18 protein-coding genes are annotated in these 20,669 nt (G+C 43.2%); all 18 read left to right on the forward strand.

What is annotated here, in order from left to right; genetic code table 11:
- Window positions 1-19 precede the first annotated feature (19 nt).
- The 18 genes from BLS46_RS08235 to purB all read left to right on the forward strand — a co-directional run bounded on the left by BLS46_RS08235 (window position 20) and on the right by purB (window position 20,629).
- Window positions 20-208 (forward strand): hypothetical protein, encoded by a 189-nt coding sequence (locus BLS46_RS08235; protein WP_093586882.1) that lies wholly within the window; start codon window positions 20-22, stop codon window positions 206-208.
- 69 nt (window positions 209-277) lie between these two features.
- Entirely contained in the window at window positions 278-442 is a 165-nt protein-coding gene (locus tag BLS46_RS10065; protein WP_257367334.1) for a bacteriocin immunity protein, read from the forward strand.
- 324 nt (window positions 443-766) lie between these two features.
- Window positions 767-961 carry a hypothetical protein gene (locus tag BLS46_RS08245; protein ID WP_093586886.1) on the forward strand — a complete coding sequence of 65 codons (195 nt, stop codon included), beginning with the start codon at window positions 767-769 and terminating at the stop codon, window positions 959-961.
- A gap of 132 nt (window positions 962-1,093) precedes the next feature.
- Entirely contained in the window at window positions 1,094-1,282 is a 189-nt protein-coding gene (locus BLS46_RS10070) for a hypothetical protein (protein WP_033585902.1), read from the forward strand.
- A gap of 165 nt (window positions 1,283-1,447) precedes the next feature.
- The gene (gene comA, locus BLS46_RS08255) at window positions 1,448-3,601 is read left to right on the forward strand and encodes a peptide cleavage/export ABC transporter ComA (protein WP_093586888.1); all 2,154 of its coding nucleotides are present in this window, start codon (window positions 1,448-1,450) and stop codon (window positions 3,599-3,601) included.
- A 12-nt stretch (window positions 3,602-3,613) separates the two neighbouring features.
- Complete coding sequence (gene comB, locus BLS46_RS08260; protein ID WP_093586890.1) at window positions 3,614-4,963, forward strand: competence pheromone export protein ComB; 1,350 nt, start codon at window positions 3,614-3,616, stop codon at window positions 4,961-4,963.
- Between the two features lie 167 nt (window positions 4,964-5,130).
- On the forward strand, window positions 5,131-5,838 hold the full coding sequence (gene purC / locus BLS46_RS08265; RefSeq protein WP_093586892.1) for a phosphoribosylaminoimidazolesuccinocarboxamide synthase: 708 nt from the start codon (window positions 5,131-5,133) through the stop codon (window positions 5,836-5,838).
- 56 nt (window positions 5,839-5,894) lie between these two features.
- Window positions 5,895-9,620 (forward strand): phosphoribosylformylglycinamidine synthase, encoded by a 3,726-nt coding sequence (locus BLS46_RS08270; protein WP_093586894.1) that lies wholly within the window; start codon window positions 5,895-5,897, stop codon window positions 9,618-9,620.
- A gap of 12 nt (window positions 9,621-9,632) precedes the next feature.
- On the forward strand, window positions 9,633-11,075 hold the full coding sequence (purF, locus tag BLS46_RS08275) for an amidophosphoribosyltransferase (protein WP_093586896.1): 1,443 nt from the start codon (window positions 9,633-9,635) through the stop codon (window positions 11,073-11,075).
- 44 nt (window positions 11,076-11,119) lie between these two features.
- Window positions 11,120-12,142 (forward strand): phosphoribosylformylglycinamidine cyclo-ligase, encoded by a 1,023-nt coding sequence (gene purM, locus BLS46_RS08280; RefSeq protein WP_000182566.1) that lies wholly within the window; start codon window positions 11,120-11,122, stop codon window positions 12,140-12,142.
- The gene (purN, locus tag BLS46_RS08285) at window positions 12,139-12,699 is read left to right on the forward strand and encodes a phosphoribosylglycinamide formyltransferase (RefSeq protein ID WP_093586898.1); all 561 of its coding nucleotides are present in this window, start codon (window positions 12,139-12,141) and stop codon (window positions 12,697-12,699) included. The genes purM and purN overlap by 4 nt, the downstream gene beginning before the upstream one ends.
- The gene (locus BLS46_RS08290) at window positions 12,692-13,279 is read left to right on the forward strand and encodes a hypothetical protein (RefSeq protein ID WP_093586900.1); all 588 of its coding nucleotides are present in this window, start codon (window positions 12,692-12,694) and stop codon (window positions 13,277-13,279) included. The genes purN and BLS46_RS08290 overlap by 8 nt, the downstream gene beginning before the upstream one ends.
- A 14-nt stretch (window positions 13,280-13,293) precedes the next feature.
- Entirely contained in the window at window positions 13,294-14,841 is a 1,548-nt protein-coding gene (gene purH, locus BLS46_RS08295) for a bifunctional phosphoribosylaminoimidazolecarboxamide formyltransferase/IMP cyclohydrolase (protein WP_093586902.1), read from the forward strand.
- 121 nt (window positions 14,842-14,962) lie between these two features.
- Window positions 14,963-16,225, forward strand: coding sequence for a phosphoribosylamine--glycine ligase (purD, locus tag BLS46_RS08300; RefSeq protein ID WP_093586904.1), 1,263 nt, complete (start codon window positions 14,963-14,965; stop codon window positions 16,223-16,225).
- A gap of 240 nt (window positions 16,226-16,465) precedes the next feature.
- Window positions 16,466-16,954: a 5-(carboxyamino)imidazole ribonucleotide mutase gene (gene purE / locus BLS46_RS08310; protein WP_093586906.1), complete on the forward strand. Its 489-nt coding sequence runs from the start codon at window positions 16,466-16,468 to the stop codon at window positions 16,952-16,954.
- Window positions 16,941-18,032 carry a 5-(carboxyamino)imidazole ribonucleotide synthase gene (gene purK, locus BLS46_RS08315; RefSeq protein WP_093586908.1) on the forward strand — a complete coding sequence of 364 codons (1,092 nt, stop codon included), beginning with the start codon at window positions 16,941-16,943 and terminating at the stop codon, window positions 18,030-18,032. The genes purE and purK overlap by 14 nt, the downstream gene beginning before the upstream one ends.
- On the forward strand, window positions 18,025-19,356 hold the full coding sequence (locus tag BLS46_RS08320) for a hypothetical protein (RefSeq protein ID WP_093586910.1): 1,332 nt from the start codon (window positions 18,025-18,027) through the stop codon (window positions 19,354-19,356). Before purK ends, BLS46_RS08320 begins: the two co-directional genes overlap by 8 nt.
- A complete protein-coding gene (purB, locus tag BLS46_RS08325) occupies window positions 19,331-20,629 on the forward strand; it encodes an adenylosuccinate lyase (RefSeq protein WP_093586912.1) in 1,299 nt (432 codons plus the stop codon). Before BLS46_RS08320 ends, purB begins: the two co-directional genes overlap by 26 nt.
- Window positions 20,630-20,669 lie beyond the last annotated feature (40 nt).

The raw sequence follows: 20,669 nt of genomic DNA on the forward strand, positions 1-20,669 counted from the left end.
AGGTAAATAGGAGTCTGCTATGAAAAAATTCTTATTAGGATTTGCTGAGGGGTATTTTGTCGTATCAATCATTATTTATATCGCAACGTATTTGATTTTGAAAAAACCGCTCAATACCTTGTTTTATCCAGAAACTTATCCGATTCTGCTTGGCTTGTTTTATGTAGGGTACAAGTACAAAATAACAGAAAGTAAGATAGGAAATTGATTGACCATCAGATTGGAGTTTGAGATGAAAGTTGTTTAATTACTAGGAAAAGCTTGGCCAGAGACCGCTATATTATTTGGCTTGATGGCTTATCTAATTATTAGAATCGTAGCTGATATAAACAAAATAAATCTAGCTACATGGTTTGAATATTTTGATATACCTACGATTTCATTATTCTTGATGACCTTTATCTTACTTTATAGAAGTGAAGAAAAAGATGACAAGTGGTGACAACATGAGTCTGATTTCTGTAGCTCCAGCATAAAAGCAATCTTGGAGTGTTAGACCAATGAACCATAATCTGCATTTAGTGAGGAAGGTATCCGTATGTTAAAAAAGAAGTGATGTTATTAGGGGGGCTTCTACTAGTACGTATTGTACTTTCTATCCTTCAAGTTTTAATGGACTATAAACTATTGCCAGGAAAGTATAGTGTAAATTTCATGGGAGTTTCAGACTTGTTCTCTTATCCCCTACTTCTTTTAATCATTTACATAGCGGTAAAATACCATACTATCCAGAAAATAACGGCTAAAGAAGGCAATGAGGGCGAAAATGACTAAGATTTTAAAATCTATTCTTGTATTCACTTTCCTATTTTTGATGAATATTTTCATCTTTGGGATACTAGCAACTCTTGGATTTCAAGTAACAATGAGTGAAAATAGTTATATGGTGCCCCCAGTGTTTGCATTTATCGTTTTATACACCATTCACAAAAGAAGTGGGAAAGGTAAGAAATCTGTGTAATTGAATGATCTAGGTAGGACGTTTGTTCTGCCTATTTTTTGCCCAAAAAAGTGCAGTTGAGGTGTTTATTTGGAGTTTTACATATATTTTTGATAAAATAGGTGCAGAAATTAGGAAAGTTGAAGAAAAGAAATGAAGAAGGTTTTAGGATATTTTTTAGTATTTGTTTTTCTATTTTTGATGAATATTTTCATCTTTAAGATACTAGCAACCATGGGATTTCAGCTGACAATGAGTGAAAAGAGTTATATTGTACCACCGCTGTTTTCGATTATCGTTTTGTACATGATTGACAAAAGAATTAGGAAGAAAAAGAAATAAATATATATTTTAGGTAGGACGCTTGTTCTGCCTATTTTCTTTGGCAAAAAGTGCTGTTTAGGCGTGGATATTGTTTTTTCAGAAATAATTCCCTTATTTCTTCTTCGTTTGGTTAAAATAATCTTACAAAGTTTTTAAGAGATTGTTAGAAAAAAGGAGAAGGATATGAAATTTAAGAAAAGGCACTATCGTCCCCAGGTGGATCAGATGGATTGTGGCGTGGCTTCCTTGGCCATGGTATTTGGCTACTATGGTAGTTATTACTCCTTGGCTCATCTACGAGAACTAGCTAAGACGACCATGGATGGGACGACGGCTTTGGGCTTGGTCAAGGTGGCAGAGGAGATTGGTTTTGAGACGCGAGCAATTAAGGCGGATATGACGCTTTTTGACTTGCCAGATTTGACTTTTCCTTTTGTTGCCCATGTGCTTAAGGAAGGAAAATTGCTCCACTACTATGTGGTGACTGGGCAGGATAAGGATAGCATTCATATTGCAGATCCAGATCCTGGGGTGAAATTGACCAAACTGCCACGTGAGCGTTTTGCGGAAGAATGGACAGGGGTGACTCTTTTTATGGCACCTAGTCCAAACTACAAGCCTCATAAGGATCAAAAGAATGGTCTGCTCTCTTTTATCCCTATATTAGTGAAGCAGCGTGGCTTGATTACTAATATCGTTTTGGCGACACTCTTGGTGACCCTGATTAACATTGTAGGTTCTTATTATCTGCAGTCTATCATTGATAGTTACGTACCAGACCAGATGCGTTCAACCTTGGGTATCATCTCAATAGGGCTGGTCATCGTCTATATCCTCCAGCAGATTTTGTCTTATGCTCAGGAGTATCTCTTGCTGGTCCTTGGGCAACGCTTGTCAATTGACGTGATTTTGTCCTACATCAAGCATGTTTTTCACCTGCCGATGTCCTTTTTCGCGACACGCAGGACAGGAGAAATCGTGTCTCGTTTTACAGATGCCAATAGTATCATCGATGCGCTGGCATCGACCATTCTGTCGATTTTCCTAGATGTGTCGACGATTTTGATTATCTCGCTTGTCTTGTTTTCACAAAATGTGACGCTCTTTTTCATTAGTCTGCTTGCATTTCCTATCTATACCGTGATTATCTTTGCCTTTATGAAGCCTTTTGAAAAGATGAATCGGGACACTATGGAAGCCAATGCGGTTCTGTCTTCTTCTATCATCGAGGACATCAACGGTATTGAGACCATTAAATCTTTGACTAGTGAAAGTTCACGCTATCAAAAGATTGATAAGGAATTTGTAGCTTATCTGAAAAAATCCTTTACCTATAGTCGGGCAGAAAGCCAGCAAAAGGCTCTGAAAAAAGTTGCCCAGCTCCTGCTCAATGTTGCCGTTCTCTGGATGGGAGCAGTTCTGGTCATGGATGGGAAAATGAGTTTGGGCCAGCTGATTACCTATAATACTTTACTTGTTTACTTTACCAATCCTTTGGAAAATATCATCAACCTGCAAACCAAACTTCAGACAGCGCAAGTCGCCAATAACCGTCTGAACGAGGTCTATCTAGTAGCTTCGGAGTTTGAGGAGAAGAAAACGGTCGAGGATTTGAGCATGATGAAGGGAGATATGACTTTCAATCAGGTTCACTACAAGTATGGTTACGGTCGAGATGTTTTGTCGGATATCAATTTGACGATTCCGCAAGGTTCTAAAGTGGCTTTTGTGGGAATTTCAGGATCAGGCAAGACAACTTTGGCCAAGATGATGGTTAATTTTTACGATCCAAGTCAGGGAGAGATTAGTCTGGGTGGTGTCAATCTCAATCAGATTGATAAAAAAGCCTTGCGCCAGTACATCAACTATCTGCCTCAACAGCCCTATGTCTTTAACGGAACGATTTTGGAGAATCTTCTCCTTGGAGCTAAGGAAGGGACGACCCAGGAAGATATCCTACGAGCAGTTGAATTGGCTGAGATTCGGGAGGATATCGAGCGCATGCCACTGAATTACCATACAGAATTGACTTCGGATGGGGCTGGAATTTCTGGTGGGCAACGGCAGCGAATCGCTCTGGCGCGTGCTCTTTTAACGGATGCTCCTGTTCTGATATTGGACGAGGCGACCAGCAGTCTGGATATCTTGACGGAGAAGCGGATTGTCGATAATCTTATGGCTTTAGACAAGACCTTGATTTTTATCGCCCACCGCTTGACCATCGCTGAGCGGACAGAGAAGGTTGTTGTCTTGGATCAGGGCAAGATTGTCGAAGAAGGCAACCATGCAGCCTTGCTTGCCCGAGGTGGATTTTACGCTCATTTGGTGAATAGCTAGAAAGAGGAGAAGATGAAACCAGAATTTTTAGAAAGCGCAGAGTTTTACCATCGTCGTTACCATAATTTTGCCAGTCGTGTGATTTTACCCATGACGCTTTTGCTCGTGTTTTTACTTGGCTTTGCAGTCTTTGCAGAGAAGGAGATTAGTTTGTCTACCAGAGCGACTGTCGAACCTAGTCGGATCATTGCCAACATCCAGTCGACTAGTAATCAACGCATTGTGGCTAATTATATAGAAGAAAACAAACTAGTCAAGCAGGGAGATCTCCTCGTTCAGTACCAGCAAGGGGCGGAAACCGTTCAGGTTGAAGCATACACCAGTCAGTTGGAGATGTTTAAGGATCAAAAAAAGCAGTTGGGTTATTTGCAATCCAGTTTGAAAGAGGGGACTGATCAATTTCCAGAGGCGGATAAGTTTGGTTATCAGGAGATGTTTCGAGACTATCTCAGCCAAGCTAGTAGTCTTAGGAGTAATGTTTCTCAGCAAAATGCCAGCATCTCCTCGCAGAATGCGGCAGCAAGTCAGAGTCAGGCCGAGATTGGCAATCTTATCAGCCAAACGCAGGATAAAATTCGAGATTACAAAACAGCTAAGTCGGCGATTGAAACAGGAGCTCAACTGGATAGTCAAAATGCGGCCTACTCTTTTTACCAGACCTATAAAAACCAAGCTGGAGAAGATCCGCAAGCTAAATCGCAAGTGATTGCGCAAATGGATGCACAAATTGCTCAGCTAGAGTCTAGTTTAGCTACTTATCGTGTGCAGTATGCGGGTTCTGGAGCTCAACAAGCCTACGCAACGGGACTGGATAGTCAACTTGAATCCCTCAAGTCTCAGCAGCTAGTCAAAGTCGGCCAGGAATTAACCCTTTTGGATCAGAAAATTTTAGAAGCAGAGTCGGGTAAGAAAGTCCAAGGAGGTCTGCTGGACAAGGGGAAAATTACAGCAAGCGAGGACGGTGTGCTTCACCTTAATCCTGAAACCAGTGATTCTACCATGGTTGCAGAAGGAACCCTGCTAGCCCAACTGTACCCGGCCTTAGAAAGAGAAGGCAAAACCAAACTCACAGCTTATCTCAGTTCAAAAGATGTTGCAAGGCTAAAAGTAGGTGATTCTGTTCGCTTTACTACAAGCAAGGATGCCAACAAAGAACTTATTCTTGTTTCTGCGATTACGAATATTGATGCGACAGCTACTAAGACTGAAAAGGGAAATTTCTTTAAAATAGAAGCGGAGACCAGTCTGACTCCTGAACAGGCGGAAAAACTTCGCTACGGTTCAGAAGGACGTTTGACGCTAATCACAGGGAAGAAAAGTTATTTCCGCTATTATTGGGATCAATTTTTGAACAGAGAATAATGTTTGGTTTTAATGCAACATTATACTTTTAAAACTGTAAAATGTTTTGATTTTACAGTTTTTCTTAATGTTAAAAATAGGTGTCTTCATCTTCGTTCGCAAATTCTTGCTATTCTTGCTATTTTGTAGTAAAATGAAGTAAAGAAATACGAAAGGCGAACTTTAAAATGTCAAAAGAATTGATCTATTCGGGAAAGGCCAAGGATATCTATACAACTGAGGATGAAAATCTCATTATTTCAACTTACAAGGACCAGGCAACTGCCTTCAATGGTGTCAAGAAGGAGCAGATTGCGGGTAAGGGAGTCTTGAATAATCAGATTTCATCTTTTATTTTTGAAAAGTTAAATGCTGCTGGCGTAGAGACTCACTTTGTGGAGAAAATTTCGGACACGGAACAACTCAATAAAAAGGTGGAGATCATTCCTTTGGAAGTTGTGCTCCGCAACTACACCGCTGGTTCCTTTTCAAAACGTTTTGGCGTAGAAGAAGGTATCGCATTTGAGACTCCAATTGTCGAATTTTACTATAAAAATGATGATTTGGATGATCCCTTTATCAATGACGAGCATGTGAAATTCCTTAAAATTGCGGATGACCAGCAGATTGCCTACTTGAAGGAAGAAACACGTCGTATCAATGAACTTTTGAAAACCTGGTTTGCTGAGATTGGGCTTAAGTTGATTGACTTTAAGCTAGAGTTCGGTTTTGATAAGGATGGCAAGATTATCTTGGCAGATGAATTTTCACCAGATAACTGCCGTTTGTGGGATGCGGATGGCAACCACATGGATAAGGACGTTTTCCGTAGAGGATTGGGAGAACTAACAGATGTTTATGAGATTGTCTGGGAAAAGTTGCAAGGTTTAAAATAACACCTTCAAGGTTATTTGGGAACATTGCAAGAACTGAAATAAAGGAATAAGAACTGATGGATAAACGTATTTTTGTTGAAAAAAAGGCTGATTTTCAGGTCAAGTCAGAGAGTTTGGTGAGAGAGCTCCAGCACAACTTGGGATTATCAACTTTGAAAAGTATTCGCATTGTGCAAGTTTATGATGTCTTTGATTTAGCTGAGGATTTGTATGCACCTGCAGAGAAACACATCTTTTCTGAGCAGGTGACAGACCGTGTCTTGGACGAATCGACTGTGCAGGCGGATCTTGCTAACTATGCTTTCTTTGCCATTGAAAGCCTGCCTGGTCAGTTTGACCAACGTGCAGCATCTTCACAGGAAGCCTTGTTGTTGCTGGGAAGTTCGAGTGATGTGACGGTCAATACAGCCCAACTTTACTTGGTTAATAAAGATATTGATGCGACTGAGTTGGAAGCGGTCAAAAACTATTTGCTCAACCCAGTTGATTCTCGTTTCAAGGACATCACGACAGGAATTGCCAAGCAGGAATTTTCAGAGTCAGACAAGACCATTCCTAAATTGACTTTCTTTGAAAGCTATACGGCAGAAGACTTTGCCTGCTACAAGGCTGAACAAGGGATGGCTATGGAAGTGGATGATTTGCTCTTTATCCAAGACTATTTCAAGTCAATCGGGCGCGTGCCAACTGAGACGGAGCTCAAGGTTTTGGACACTTACTGGTCTGACCACTGCCGTCACACGACTTTTGAGACAGAGTTGAAACAGATTGATTTCTCAGCATCTAAGTTCCAAAAACAATTACAGGCAACCTATGATAAGTATATTGCCATGCGTGAGGAGTTGGGGCGTTCTGAAAAACCGCAAACCTTGATGGATATGGCGACTATTTTTGGTCGTTATGAGCGTGCTAATGGTCGTTTGGATGACATGGAAGTGTCTGACGAGATTAATGCCTGCTCGGTTGAAATCGAGGTGGATGTGAATGGAGTGAAAGAGCCATGGCTTCTCATGTTTAAAAATGAAACCCACAATCACCCAACAGAAATCGAACCATTTGGTGGAGCGGCTACTTGTATCGGTGGAGCTATTCGTGACCCATTGTCAGGGCGTTCTTATGTCTACCAAGCTATGCGTATCTCAGGTGCTGGAGATATTACAGCACCAATTTCAGAAACTCGTGCTGGGAAATTGCCACAACAAGTTATTTCTAAAACAGCGGCTCATGGTTATTCTTCTTACGGGAACCAGATTGGGCTTGCGACGACCTACGTTCGTGAATACTTCCACCCAGGCTTTGTTGCTAAACGTATGGAGCTTGGTGCCGTTGTTGGTGCAGCTCCAAAGGGAAATGTAGTCCGTGAAAAACCGGAAGCGGGAGATGTCATTATCTTGCTCGGTGGTAAGACTGGACGTGATGGTGTCGGTGGTGCGACAGGGTCTTCTAAGGTTCAAACAGTTGAATCGGTTGAAACAGCTGGTGCTGAAGTTCAAAAAGGAAATGCCATCGAAGAGCGCAAGATTCAACGTCTTTTCCGTAATGGCGATGTCACTCGTCTTATTAAGAAATCCAATGACTTTGGTGCTGGTGGTGTCTGTGTAGCCATCGGTGAATTGGCAGACGGTCTTGAAATCGACCTCAACAAGGTTCCTCTTAAATACCAAGGCTTGAATGGTACAGAAATTGCCATCTCTGAATCACAAGAACGGATGGCGGTTGTGGTTCGTCCTGAGGACGTAGATGCCTTCGTTGCAGAATGTAATAAAGAAAATATTGACGCGGTTGTGGTTGCGACAGTGACTGAAAAACCAAATCTAGTCATGCACTGGAATGGTGAAACAATTGTCGACTTGGAACGTCGTTTCCTTGATACAAACGGTGTGCGCGTGGTCGTAGATGCTAAGGTAGTTGACAAGGATGTCAAGCTTCCAGAAGAACGTCAAACATCTGCTGACACACTTGAAGCAGACGCCCTTGTGGTTCTATCTGATCTCAACCATGCGAGTCAAAAAGGCTTGCAGACCATCTTTGACTGTTCGGTCGGTCGTTCAACGGTTAATCACCCACTTGGTGGTCGCTACCAACTCACACCAACTGAGGCATCTGTGCAGAAATTGCCAGTTCAACACGGTGTAACTCACACTGCGTCAGTCATGGCTCAAGGCTTTAACCCTTATGTAGCAGAATGGTCTCCATATCACGGAGCTGCCTATGCAGTTATCGAATCAACCGCTCGTTTGGTGGCTGCTGGTGCAAACTGGTCCAAGGCTCGTTTCTCATACCAAGAGTATTTTGAGCGGATGGACAAACAAGCTGAGCGTTTCGGTCAGCCAGTAGCAGCTCTCCTAGGTTCTATCGAAGCACAAATCCAGCTTGGCTTACCATCTATCGGTGGTAAGGATTCTATGTCTGGTACTTTCGAAGAATTGACCGTACCACCAACCTTGGTCGCTTTTGGGGTGACGACGGCAGATAGCCGTAAAGTCCTTTCTCCTGAGTTCAAGACTGCTGGTGAAAACATCTACTACATTCCAGGTCAAGCCCTCTCTGCAGAGATTGATTTTGATTTAATTAAGCAAAACTTTGCTCAATTTGAAGCCATCCAAGCTGACCATAAAGTAACATCTGCATCAGCTGTTAAATATGGTGGTGTTCTTGAAAGCTTGGCTCTTGCTACCTTTGGGAACCATATCGGTGCAGAGGTAACCTTGCCTGAACTTGAAAGTTCTTTGACAGCTCAATTGGGCGGATTTGTCTTCACATCTCCTGAAGAAATTGCTGGAGTGGAGAAGATTGGACAAACAAGAGCAGACTTTACACTCCTTGTCAACGGTGTGAAGCTAGATGGACACAAGCTTGACAGTGCTTTCCAAGGAAAACTGGAAGAAGTTTATCCAACAGAATTTGCCCAAGCTACAGAATTGGAAGAAGTGCCAGCTGTCGCTTCTACCGCAGTCATCAAAGCTAAAGAAACTATTGAAAAACCAGTGGTTTACATCCCAGTCTTCCCAGGAACCAACTCGGAATATGACTCAGCAAAAGCTTTCGAAAAAGAAGGTGCAGAAGTCAACTTGGTGCCATTCGTGACCTTGAATGAAGAAGCTATTGTCAAGTCAGTTGAGACCATGGTTGACAATATCGGCAAGGCCAATATCCTCTTCTTTGCAGGTGGCTTCTCAGCTGCGGACGAACCAGATGGTTCAGCTAAGTTTATCGTCAACATCTTGCTCAATGAAAAAGTACGTGCAGCAATTGATAGCTTTATTTCTCGTGGTGGCTTGATTATCGGTATCTGTAATGGATTCCAAGCCCTTGTAAAATCAGGTCTTCTTCCATACGGTAACTTTGAGGATGCCAGCAGTACTAGCCCAACCCTATTCTACAATGATGCCAACCAACACGTGGCCAAGATGGTGGAAACTCGTATTTCTAATACAAATTCACCGTGGCTTGCCGGAGTGCAAGTGGGCGATATCCACGCTATTCCTGTTTCGCACGGTGAAGGGAAATTTGTCGTGACGGCTGAGGAATTTGCAGAGCTCCGTGACAATGGTCAAATCTTTAGCCAATACGTTGACTTTGACGGCAAACCAAGTATGGACTCTAAGTACAATCCGAACGGTTCAGTCAATGCCATCGAAGGAATCACCAGCAAGAACGGCCAAATCATCGGTAAGATGGGCCACTCAGAACGTTATGAAGACGGTCTCTTCCAAAACATCCCAGGAAATAAAGACCAGCACCTGTTCGCGTCAGCTGTGCGTTATTTCACAGGGAAATAAAAGGTATAAAAAATGACATACGAAGTTAAATCTCTTAATGAAGAATGTGGTGTTTTCGGTATCTGGGGACATCCAGATGCTGCCAAATTGACCTATTTTGGGCTCCATAGTCTTCAGCACCGTGGTCAGGAGGGGGCAGGGATCCTCTCCAATGACCAAGGGAAATTGAAGCGCCATCGTGATATGGGGCTTCTATCAGAAGTTTTCAAAAATCCTACCAAATTGGACAAACTGACAGGAACGGCTGCCATTGGGCATGTGCGTTATGCGACTGCAGGGGAAGCTTCTGCGGATAACATCCAACCCTTTCTCTTTCGTTTTCATGACATGCAGTTCGGGCTGGCCCATAATGGGAACCTGACCAACGCATCGTCGCTCAAGAAAGAACTGGAACAAAGAGGTGCTATTTTCAGCTCGACTTCCGATTCGGAAATCTTGGCTCACCTGATTCGCCGTAGTCACAATCCAAGTCTGATGGGCAAAATCAAGGAGGCGCTTAGTCTTGTCAAAGGCGGTTTTGCTTATATCTTGCTGTTTGAGGATAAATTGATTGCGGCCCTTGATCCTAATGGTTTCCGTCCGCTTTCTATCGGGAAAATGGCAAACGGAGCGGTGGTTGTTTCCTCTGAAACCTGTGCTTTTGAAGTAATCGGTGCGGAGTGGATTCGCGATGTGAAACCAGGCGAGATTGTCATTATTGATGACAATGGCATCCAGTATGATAGCTATACGAATGATACTCAGCTCGCGATTTGCTCTATGGAGTATATCTACTTTGCCCGCCCTGACTCCAATATCCACGGTGTCAATGTTCATACGGCACGGAAACGTATGGGTGCCCAATTGGCGCGTGAATTTAAGCATGAGGCGGATATCGTGGTCGGTGTGCCAAATTCCTCGCTGAGCGCAGCTATGGGATTTGCAGAAGAATCTGGTCTGCCAAATGAAATGGGTCTGATCAAAAACCAATACACCCAACGGACCTTTATCCAACCGACTCAAGAGTTGCGGGAGCAAGGAGTACGGATGAAACTGTCTGCTGTTTCAGGCGTTGTCAAAGGCAAACGTGTCGTCATGATTGATGATTCCATTGTTCGTGGGACAACCTCTCGTCGCATCGTTCAGCTATTGAAAGAAGCAGGTGCGTCTGAGGTTCACGTTGCTATTGGAAGTCCTGCGCTAGCTTATCCATGTTTCTACGGGATTGATATCCAGACTCGTCAGGAGCTGATTGCGGCCAATCATACGGTCGAAGAAACCTGTCAAATCATTGGTGCGGATAGCCTGACCTATCTTTCGATTGATGGCTTGATTGATTCTATCGGGATTGAAACAGATGCACCGAATGGCGGTCTCTGTGTCGCTTACTTTGACGGTGATTACCCAACTCCTCTCTACGACTATGAAGAAGAATATCGTAGAAGCTTGGAGGATAAGACCAGTTTTTACAAATAGACGGATAAAGACTCTCCGTTAAAGGAAAGGAAGAGGAGACAAAAATGACAAATAAAAATGCATACGCTCAGTCTGGTGTGGATGTTGAAGCGGGTTATGAAGTTGTTGAACGGATCAAAAAGCACGTGGCTCGTACGGAGCGTGCAGGTGTTATGGGAGCTCTAGGTGGTTTCGGTGGCATGTTTGACCTTTCAAAAACAGGTGTCAAGGAGCCCGTCTTGATCTCAGGAACTGACGGTGTCGGAACCAAGCTCATGTTGGCTATCAAGTATGATAAGCATGACACGATTGGGCAGGACTGTGTGGCCATGTGTGTCAATGATATCATCGCTGCAGGTGCGGAGCCCCTCTATTTCCTCGACTATGTGGCGACAGGGAAGAATGAACCAGCTAAACTGGAACAAGTCGTTGCTGGAGTGGCAGAGGGCTGTGTGCAGGCTGGTGCTGCTCTCATCGGTGGGGAAACGGCTGAAATGCCTGGTATGTATGGTGAAGATGACTATGACTTGGCTGGTTTTGCGGTCGGTGTGGCTGAAAAATCTCAAATCATCGATGGATCAAAGGTGGCAGAAGGAGATATTCTTCTCGGACTTGCTTCGAGTGGGATTCACTCAAATGGTTACTCACTCGTTCGTCGTGTCTTTGCCGACTATACAGGTGAGGAAGTCTTGCCAGAATTGGAAGGCAAGCAACTTAAGGAAGTTCTTCTTGAACCAACTCGTATCTATGTCAAGGCTGTCTTGCCACTCATCAAGGAAGGGTTGGTCAACGGCATTGCCCACATCACAGGCGGTGGATTTATCGAGAATGTCCCTCGTATGTTTGCGGCTGACTTAGCTGCTGAGATTGAGGAAAGCAAGGTTCCAGTGCTTCCGATTTTCAAAGTTCTTGAAAAATACGGTGAAATCAAGCACGAAGAAATGTTTGAAATCTTCAATATGGGTGTGGGACTCATGCTGGCAGTCAAGCCTGAAAATGTAGACCGTATCAAGGAATTACTGGATGAGCCAGTCTATGAAATTGGTCGCATAGTCAAGAAAGAAAACGAAAGTGTCATCATCAAATGAAAAAAATAGCGGTTTTTGCCTCTGGTAATGGCTCAAATTTTCAGGTGATTGCCGAAGAATTTCCAGTGGAGTTTGTCTTTTCAGACCATCGTGACGCCTATGTGCTGGAGCGTGCAGAAAAGCTCGGCGTCCTGTCCTATGCTTTTGAACTCAAGGAGTTTGAGAGCAAGGCGGACTACGAAGCAGCTCTTGTCGAACTCTTGGAAGAACACCAGATTGACTTGGTTTGTCTAGCAGGCTACATGAAAATCGTTGGGCCAACCTTATTGGCGGCTTATGAAGGTCGAATCATCAATATCCATCCAGCCTACCTGCCAGAATTTCCAGGAGCACATGGGATTGAGGACGCTTGGAATGCTGGGGTTACTGAGAGCGGCGTGACCATTCACTGGGTGGATTCGGGTGTGGATACAGGCAAGGTTATCAAACAAGTTCGGGTGCCAAGACTGGCTGATGATACCATCGAAAGCTTTGAAGCTCGCATTCATGAAACGGAGTATCAGCTCTATCCAGAAGTGTTGGAACGTTTGGGAGTGGATAGGAAAGAAGATGGATAATAGTTTTAACAATTGGAATAACAATGCTGGTAGAGATGTTAATATTCAAATTAATCAAGATCAGCCAGAAAAAGTTGCTACTTATGAACCTGAACCAATTTGGAGAAGTCCGATTACAATGGCTGTCTTATCATGGCTGGGCTTCTTTAGTTCGTTAGGGAGCATATTTTCGCTCTTCAAAGTCTTCGAACCTGTACTGAAGTGGTTTAATAATTCTAAGCAAGAAGTGTCCACAGAAGTTAATCAAAGCTATACGTTTATCTTTATTGGAATTCTATTAATCACAATAATTATTTTTTCATTACGCAGGATTACTAGTAGACAGACTAGGCATCCTTTGCTATTTAATTATGCGCTTAGTGGAATTGGCAAAAGACTTACTCTTGAGAAAATAAATATTGATCACTGTCCAATATGTAATGGAAAGATGAAATATTACAATAAACCTATAGCGTGGGATATAGTAAGAGACTCAAATGGGAAAGAGAAACGTATTGTGACCGAGAGGGTTCCAGCGTTGGAGTGTAAAAGAAATAGTAAACACTGGGCTGAAGTTGACCCAGCAGAAGATAAAGTATAACATAAGGAGAACCAATGACTAAACGCGCCTTAATCAGTGTCTCAGATAAAGCGGGCATTGTTGAATTTGCCCAAGAACTCAAAAAACTTGGTTGGGAGATTATCTCGACAGGTGGAACTAGGGTTGCCCTTGATAATGCTGGGGTGAAGACCATTGCCATCGATGATGTGACTGGTTTTCCAGAAATGATGGATGGTCGTGTTAAGACCCTTCATCCAAATATACACGGTGGACTCCTCGCTCGTCGTGACTTAGATAGTCACCTGGAAGCGGCCAAAGACAATCAAATCGAGCTCATTGACCTTGTAGTAGTCAATCTCTATCCCTTTAAAGAAACGATTCTCAAACCAGATGTGACTTACGCTGACGCAGTTGAAAATATCGATATCGGTGGTCCTTCTATGCTTCGATCAGCAGCGAAAAATCATGCCAGCGTAACAGTTGTGGTGGACCCAGTGGATTATGCTGTGATTCTTGACGAATTGTCAGCCAATGGCGAAACGACTTATGAAACTCGCCAACGTTTAGCAGCTAAGGTTTTCCGTCACACTGCGGCTTATGATGCTTTGATTGCAGAGTATTTCACAGCTCAAGTCGGAGAAAGCAAACCAGAAAAGCTCACTTTGACTTATGACCTCAAACAAGCTATGCGTTACGGTGAAAACCCTCAACAAGATGCAGACTTTTACCAGAAAGCTTTGACGACAGACTACTCGATTGCTTCAGCAAAACAGCTCAACGGTAAGGAATTGTCCTTCAACAATATCCGTGATGCGGATGCAGCTATCCGTATTATCCGTGATTTTAAAGACCGTCCAACCGTTGTGGCTCTCAAACACATGAACCCGTGCGGTATCGGTCAAGCTGATGACATCGAGACTGCTTGGGACTACGCTTATGAGTCTGATCCAGTGTCTATCTTCGGTGGTATTGTCGTTCTCAACCGTGAGGTGGATGCTGCGACAGCTGAGAAGATGCACGGCGTTTTCCTAGAGATCATCATCGCACCGAGCTATACCGATGAAGCGCTAGCCATTTTGACCAACAAAAAGAAAAACTTGCGTATCCTTGCCTTGCCATTTGATGCTCAAGATGCTAGTGAAGTGGAAGCAGAGTACACAGGCGTGGTTGGTGGACTTCTCGTGCAAAACCAAGACGTGGTCAAGGAAAGCCCGACTGACTGGCAAGTGGTGACCAAACGCCAGCCAACTGAGACAGAAGCAACAGCTCTTGAATTTGCTTGGAAGGCTATCAAGTACGTCAAATCAAACGGAATCATCGTAACCAACGACCACATGACACTCGGTGTTGGTCCAGGGCAAACCAACCGTGTAGCTTCCGTACGTATTGCCATTGAACAAGCCAAAGACCGCCTTGACGGCGCTGTGCTTGCTTCCGATGCCTTTTTTCCATTTGCCGATAATGTGGAAGAAATCGCCAAAGCAGGGATCAAGGCGATTATACAACCAGGTGGCTCTGTCCGTGACCAAGAGTCCATTGAAGCTGCTGATAAATACGGCTTGACTATGGTCTTTACAGGTGTGAGACATTTTAGACATTAAGAAGACAAAAGGGAGGAAAACAGTTTCTTTCCTTTTTTTACCTAAAACGCGGAGTGGAACGAGATTAAAGCGAACGTTTGTGTTATAATATTAGTAAATAATTCGCAAAAGAGGTTGTAAGATGAAGCTGTTAGTTGTCGGTTCGGGTGGTCGTGAACATGCGATTGCTAAGAAGTTGCTTGAATCAAAAGACGTTGAAAAAGTCTTTGTAGCTCCTGGGAATGACGGAATGACTTTGGATGGTCTGGAATTGGTAAATATCTCTATTTCCGAACATTCTAAGTTAATTGACTTTGCAAGGACCAACGATATCGCTTGGACCTTCATTGGTCCAGATGATGCCCTGGCTGCTGGGATTGTAGATGATTTTAACCAAGCTGGACTCAAGACCTTTGGTCCGACTAGGGCTGCAGCGGAGCTAGAGTGGTCCAAGGATTTTGCCAAGGAAATTATGGTCAAATACGGTGTTCCGACAGCAGCCTATGGTACATTTTCAGATTTCGAGGCAGCCAAGGCCTATATCGAGGAGAAAGGAGCTCCAATCGTTGTCAAGGCAGATGGTTTGGCGCTTGGGAAGGGTGTTGTTGTTGCTGAAACGGTTGAGCAAGCAGTCGAAGCCACTCATGAGATGCTCTTGGATAATAAATTCGGTGACTCAGGTGCGCGTGTGGTCATCGAGGAATTCCTCGACGGTGAGGAGTTCTCTCTCTTTGCCTTTGTCAATGGCGACAAATTCTACATCATGCCAACGGCTCAGGATCACAAACGTGCCTACGATGGCGATAAGGGTCCTAACACTGGTGGTATGGGTGCCTATGCGCCGGTTCCTCACTTGCCACAGAGTGTAGTTGATACGGCAGTGGAGACTATTGTCAAGCCAGTCCTTGAAGGGATGATTAAAGAATGTCGCCCTTATCTGGGTGTCCTTTATGCCGGTCTTATCTTGACAGCTGATGGACCTAAGGTTATCGAGTTTAACGCTCGTTTCGGAGATCCAGAAACTCAGATTATCCTGCCTCGTTTGACATCTGACTTTGCACAAAATATTACGGATATCCTTGATTGTAAGGAGCCAAATATCACGTGGACGGATAAGGGCGTGACTCTGGGTGTGGTTGTCGCGTCAAACGGCTACCCGCTAGACTATGAAAAAGGTGTTGAATTGCCAGCAAAAACCGAGGGAGATATCATCACCTACTATGCAGGGGCTAAGTTTTCGGAAAATAGCAGAGCACTGCTATCAAACGGTGGACGTGTTTATATGCTCGTCACCACAGCAGACACCGTCAAAGACGGACAAAACATTATTTACAGTGAACTCGCCCAACAAAACACAGAAGGCCTCTTCTACCGAACCGATATCGGAAGCAAGGCCATTAAGTAAAGATATAAGAATAACGCGACGAAGTCGCCAAATACGATAATGGTTGCATAACTTGCGAGCATTAGCGAGCAATAAAATAACAATCACCGCCGTTGTGAAAGAAGGCTTGGATTTATTAGTCAAGCCTTCAGGGAAATCGGAAGACCTGGGGCTTACGATTTAGGTATGAGACACCTTTGGTGGTTGCTACCGTCCCTCACAACCTAAGGTGATTGTTGAAAGGAAGAAAAAGGAGAAGAAATGAAACCAGTAATTTCCATTATCATGGGCTCAAAATCTGACTGGGCAATCATGCAAAAAACCGCCGAAGTCCTAGACCGTTTCGGTGTAGCCTACGAAAAGAAGGTTGTCTCTGCCCACCGGACACCAGACCTCATGTTCAGACATGCCGAAGAAGCTCGTAGCCGTGGTATCAAGGTCATCATCGCGGGTGCTGGTGGTGCAGCCCATTTACCAGGAATGGTAGCGGCTAAAACCACCCTGCCTGTCATCGGCGTACCGGTCAGATCACGCGTGCTCAGTGGCCTGGACTCTCTTTATTCGATTGTGCAGATGCCGGGCGGTGTACCTGTGGCAACTATGGCTATTGGGGAAGCGGGAGCGACAAATGCGGCCCTCTTTGCCCTCCGTCTCCTGTCAGTAGAGGATCAGGCTATTGCAATAGCGTTAGCGGATTTCGCAGAAGAACAAGGAAAAATCGCAGAGGAGTCTACAAATGAGCTCATCTAAAACAATCGGAATTATCGGTGGTGGTCAGCTGGGACAGATGATGGCCATTTCTGCTATCTACATGGGGCACAAGGTTATCGCGCTGGATCCTGCGGCGGATTGCCCGGCCTCTCGTGTGGCGGAAATCATCGTGGCTCCTTATAATGATGTGGATGCCCTTCGTCAGTTGGCTGAGCGTTGCGATGTCCTCACTTATGAATTTGAAAATGTTGATGCAGACGGTTTGGATGCGGTTATCAAGGATGGTCAGCTTCCTCAAGGGACCGACCTGCTTCGCATCTCCCAAAACCGGATCTTTGAGAAAGACTTCCTCTCAAATAAGGCTCAAGTCACTGTTGCCCCTTATAAGGTTGTGACTTCTAGCCAAGACTTGGCGGAGATTGACCTGTCCAAAAACTATGTTCTAAAGACTGCGACTGGTGGCTATGATGGCCATGGTCAGAAGGTCATTCGCTCAGAAGCAGATTTGGCAGAAGCCTATGCGCTAGCCGACTCAGCAGACTGTGTTTTGGAAAAATTTGTCAGCTTTGACCTTGAAATTTCTGTCATCGTGTCTGGTAATGGTAAGGATGTGACGGTTTTCCCAGTTCAGGAAAATATTCACCGCAACAATATCCTGTCTAAGACCATCGTACCAGCCCGCATTTCAGAAAGTCTAGCTGAGAAAGCTAAGGCTATGGCCGTGCGAATCGCAGAACAACTGAACCTATCTGGAACCCTTTGCGTGGAAATGTTTGCGACAGCTGATGACATCATCGTCAATGAAATTGCCCCACGCCCACACAACTCTGGGCATTACTCTATCGAAGCCTGTGACTTTTCACAATTTGACACGCATATTTTAGGTGTTCTTGGAGCACCATTGCCAGCTATCCACCTGCATGCCCCAGCCGTCATGCTCAATGTCCTCGGCCAGCATGTCGAGGCTGCTGAAAAGTATGTCACAGAAAATCCAAGCACCCACCTCCACATGTATGGTAAAATAGAAGCGAAGTACAACCGCAAGATGGGGCATGTGACTTTGTTTAGTGATGTGCCGGATGAGGTGGAGGAGTTTTTGGGGAGGATTCGTGAATAATCTAAAATTTATAAATACATATGTACTACCGATAATAAGTCAAGCTTCCAAAGACAATAGACAGCGAGACATCCTTTCAATTTTATTTATTGTAGCTACTTTTTTATCCGGAACGTCATTGATATATATTGTTGGGACAATTGATGATGCTTTAGGGTATATTGTTCCACTGATATTACTGATTATATTAATAACAATAGCTTTCTATATTTTTTACAAATCAAAACATATTTTTATTATAAAGTTAATTGTTTTAGTAGTACTATCAATTTTCCTTATATTGTTTTATAAATTGCAATTTTTTGCACTTTTATTAATAGGTCTTTTTATACCTATGCAATTCTTTTATCCTATTGGGGGATTAGGTTATTATAGAATAATACAAAATTTGAATTATCTTGAAGAAATAATAAACTTATATAATAAAAAACAGATAAAAAAAAAGAGATATCAATTTGTTGCGATGATAGCTATATTAATTGGTTCTGTATTTTATTCCTACGCAATCCAGCATATTATTCCTTTAAATGACTTGTTAGGTGGAGCATTATTTGGGGCTTTGACATTAATAATGTGGATGTATCAAGGTAGTTCTAGTAGCGAAGTACAACTCTTCAAAAAATCTATTGTTTATCTAATTTTCTTTATTGCATTGGTAATTGCAAATTTTAAAACAGAGTCTGATGTCTTAAAGATACCTCTTTTGTTATTTAATATTTTTTTCGCTCTGGATAGAATTATTTCTCTATCAAAGGAGGCGAAGGATCTTATTGTTTCTAAAAGTATACTTTATTATAATGATCATGATGATATAAAAAACTCTCAGTTAATATCTAATTTGATTCCAGTGCAATACATTGAAAAAGTCGAATTAGAGGAAGAAGAAATTGTAAGACAGTTAATTATACGAAGTAGACTAAAATTAGAAGAAGAATTTTTGGAAGTATATAATGTATATTCTAAGAGAGATTTTAAGAGTTACAAGCATATAGTAGAATCTTATAAATACTTTATGGAATTTGATGAATCGTGGCTGAATGATATGGATGCTCTATATAAAAAAGTAAAAGAGATAGTAGAAATTCCTGATCAGGAGATTGTAATACCTCAAATATATATAGAATATGCTATTATATCATTTCGTTCTGATAAATATAAAGAATCAATTGATGCTTTTCGGAGGGTATTTATATACCTAGACATTCAAGATTTAGAGATGTTGAGACAAGCCTATGTGGAATTAGAGGATACGAAGAATGCTGAGATTATACAAAAAATAATTATTAAGGAGCAAAACAATGATCGAACGTTACTCTCGCCCTGAGATGGCGAACATTTGGAGTGAAGAAAATAAATACCGTGCTTGGCTTGAGGTGGAAATCTTGGCTGACGAGGCATGGGCTGAGTTGGGGGAAATCCCTAAGGAAGATGTGGCTTTGATTCGCGAGAAGGCAGACTTTAACATCGACCGTATTTTGGAGATTGAGCAGGAGACTCGCCACGATGTGGTGGCCTTCACACGTGCGGTTTCTGAGACGCTTGGTGAAGAGCGCAAGTGGGTTCACTATGGTTTGACTTCTACCGACGTGGTGGACACGGCCTATGGTTACCTTTACAAGCAGGCCAACGACATCATTCGTCGTGACCTTGAAAACTTCACCAACATCATCGCTGACAAGGCTAAGGAGCACAAGTTCACGATCATGATGGGCCGTACTCACGGTGTGCACGCTGAGCCGACAACTTTTGGTCTTAAATTGGCGACTTGGTATAGCGAAATGAAACGCAACATTGAGCGTTTCGAGCATGCGGCTACTGGTGTGGAAGCTGGTAAGATTTCTGGTGCGGTTGGTAATTTTGCCAACATCCCACCATTCGTTGAAAAATACGTCTGCGACAAATTGGGTATCCGTGCTCAAGAAATCTCTACACAGGTGCTTCCTCGTGACCTCCACGCTGAGTACTTTGCAGTTCTTGCTAGCATCGCAACTTCAATCGAACGCATGGCTACTGAGATCCGTGGTTTGCAAAAGTCTGAGCAACGCGAAGTAGAAGAATTCTTTGCCAAGGGGCAAAAAGGTTCATCTGCTATGCCACACAAACGCAACCCAATCGGTTCTGAAAACATGACTGGTCTGGCGCGTGTTATCCGTGGTCACATGGTGACAGCTTATGAGAATGTAGCCCTTTGGCATGAACGTGACATCTCTCACTCATCAGCTGAGCGCATCATTACACCAGATACGACTATCTTGATTGACTATATGCTTAACCGTTTTGGAAATATTGTCAAGAACTTGACAGTCTTTCCAGAAAACATGATCCGCAACATGAACTCAACTTTCGGTCTAATCTTTAGCCAACGTGCTATGTTGACTTTGATTGAAAAAGGGATGACTCGTGAGCAAGCCTATGACTTGGTGCAACCAAAAACAGCCTACTCTTGGGATAACCAAGTAGACTTTAAACCACTTCTTGAAGCAGATCCAGAAGTAACATCACGCCTGACTCAAGAAGAAATCGATGAAATCTTCAACCCAACTTACTACACCAAACGAGTGGATGAAATTTTCGAACGCATTGGTTTGGGTGACTAATCATAAAATAAAAAAGCGAGATTGAATCTCGCTTTTTTCT

Origin of the sequence: Streptococcus sp. NLAE-zl-C503 (assembly GCF_900104285.1) — a bacterium.
GTDB lineage: Bacteria > Bacillota > Bacilli > Lactobacillales > Streptococcaceae > Streptococcus.